Annotated in this window: 2 pseudogenes; one reads left to right on the top strand and one right to left on the bottom strand. The window is 54.4% G+C overall.

Annotated elements, in window-relative coordinates:
• Positions 1 to 77: 77 nt before the first annotated feature.
• A pseudogene (locus ACQUQ0_RS17500) lies at positions 78 to 299 on the bottom strand (transposase); the annotation flags it as partial.
• A gap of 354 nt (positions 300 to 653) precedes the next feature.
• Here ACQUQ0_RS17500 and ACQUQ0_RS17495 point away from each other — a divergent pair.
• A pseudogene (locus ACQUQ0_RS17495) lies at positions 654 to 1,900 on the top strand (RNA-guided endonuclease InsQ/TnpB family protein).
• The last annotated feature ends 736 nt before the right edge of the window (positions 1,901 to 2,636 follow it).

Here is a 2,636-nt window from a genome sequence, read left to right as displayed (position 1 = left end):
AAACCCGGCGAAGAAGCACTCAAAATCATCCTCGAAACCGCTCTATGACTTCACCAACAATCGCTTACCCAACAGCGAAATCGAAAGTAGGCTAGCGGGAGTGCACAGACGAACTCCTCGATAGAGTCGTGACTATCGTGATCGAACCACGTCTCTGAGACTGTCCGGATATCAGATTCCAGTCCAGCGAGCGACGTTCGATCGTACAGTGGTGTCGAATTGTACGCCGGCCACTCACTATATTGTCGTTGGGCGATCCGTCGAAACACAGTCCGACAGGACTGACTGGTGTAGGGCATCAGTCTATAGAAAGTAGAACGAACTCAAAACGCGTGTTATATTTAATTAAACGGGGGTGGGGGGTAGGGTGGGTGTGCCTCTGACGCTTCGTTGGATACCAGTTTGAGAGGTATCCGATTCGATTATTATTGAGGAAGAACATAATTCTGAACCCAATAGATATACCTGATCAATATTGTCAACTTCTAAGTGTTGGCCTTACTATCTTCTAACAGCGAGAGAATCCCGGCGTTCACGCCGGGCGTGAATCGCGTAAGCCCGGTGCCACAGTCCACGCGGGTCTGTCGGGCCGGATATTCCACTTTCACTCCGGTTGGCACGCCATTATGTAGCCACTCCGCCACAGGCTATGTATGGCGAATCTGGTCACGCGCACCTACGTTGCGTCCATTCGCAACCACCAGCAGGTGCGCGACGACCTCAATTCGCTTGGGTTCGCCGCCTCGAAACTCTGGAACGTTGCCCGGTGGACCTGCGACTGTATCTGGAGTGAAACCGGCACGATTCCAGACCACGGCACGCTCAAAGCGTACCTCAAGAGTCACGAACGCTACGCGGATTTGAACGCTCAATCCAGTCAGGCAATTCTCGAAGAATTGGCTGAAGCGTTCGACTCGTGGTACGCCCACCGTCAAAAGGGCAACGGGGACGCGAACCCACCCGGCTACCGCAAGCAGGGCGACGAGCATCCCCGCTCGACGGTCACGTTCAAAGTTTCAAACACGACCCCGACCACAACAGGATTCGACTCTCGAAAGGAGCGAATCTCAAAAAGTCGTGGTCGGACTTCGTTCTCTGCGAGTATGCCACCGACCCGGATGTGGACGTACAGCACGTCCAGCAGGTCCGGGCGGTCTGGACCGGTAAGGAGTGGGAGTTGCACATCGTCTGTCGCGTCGACACTGGCGACCCGGACCCTCCCGGCGACCGGGTGGCAGGTATCGACCTCGGCATCTGCAACTTTGCCGCCGTCGCGGTCGGAGACGAGGCCCTGCTGTACCCCGGCGGCGCACTCAAAGAGGACGACTACTACTTCCAGAAGGAGCGAGCGACGTGCGACGACAGCGACTCCCACAAAGCGCAACGACTAGACCGGAAGCGCCGGGGGAGGCGTGACCACTTCTTGCACGCCGTCTCGAAGGATGTGGTAGCTGAGTGTGCGGCCCGCAACGTCGGGACGATTGCCGTGGGCGACCTCTCTGGTATCCGCGAGGACGCCGATTGGGGCGACCACGGCAATCTGAACCTGCACGGATGGGCGTTCGACCGCTTCATCGAGATGCTGGAATACAAAGCCGCCGAGCGCGGCATCAGCGTCGAGCGCGTGGACGAGCGCGGCACGTCCAAATCGTGTGCATCCTGTGGGACGACCGACGACAGCCAGCGCGTCGAACGTGGGCTGTACGTCTGCGACGAGTGCGGGGTGGTCGCCAACGCCGACGTGAACGGAGCCGAGAACATCCGACAGAAGGTACTCCCGAATCTCGTCTGTGACGGGGGAGATAGGGATAACGGCTGGATGGCACAGCCAGCGGTGCGCCTGTTCGACAAATCCACGGGGCAAGTCGCCCCACAAGAGTGGGCGTCCCGCGAACCATAATATCCCAACGCTTGGGAAACCGCGCCGTTCACGGTGCGGAGGATGTTATGTATAGTGTAACTCGTAGATTGCTTCTGCTAATAGGTACCAATACTCTATCCAGTTTTAATCCGTGAATTGCTGCAGGGCTAAGGCATCCTCCTATACCGTTTATAAAATGAGGGTTTGGAGCTTCATTGCAGAAATTAAAGCAGAGAAAGCAGCATAGCAAATGATATAATTAACACAATTGAAATATATAATAATAAACCGACAAACTCGATCAATCTCATATCCAAATGAGTACCATATTATGAAGCGACACAGCGCTCCATACGACCAAAACTGAAAGGTATGCTACATTGCTCCACAGATCGATATTATGTCTCGATTGTGCGACCCAGGGAAGCAGGTATTCACCAAGAAAGAATAATAACACTAGTGACACCGACGAGAGAAAGAATAGGCCGGGGATGATTCCGAGAGTCTCAACAATAAGTACGACAATCGGATTGGCTTCTCGCAGTCCGATACTTAGCCCATAGTACTCGCATCTATAGCTCGTACGAAGACCAATCCGATGAGCAGCGGATATTTACTTTCTGCGAGTACTTCGATACTGCTGCTGGTAGCACAATTAGTGGATGCCACGGCTCCTCGCACCATATCAGAACTGCTCTTGCCTTGTTTTGCCGCCGGTTGAGGCCAGTCTCAGACGCTCTTACAGGTAGATTCCGCCAAGCTAACCGGGAAATGG

The organism is Halobellus sp. EA9 (assembly GCF_051195055.1).
GTDB classification, from domain to species: domain Archaea; phylum Halobacteriota; class Halobacteria; order Halobacteriales; family Haloferacaceae; genus Haloquadratum; species Haloquadratum rubicundus.
This window is presented reverse-complemented; position numbering and strand designations above follow the sequence as displayed.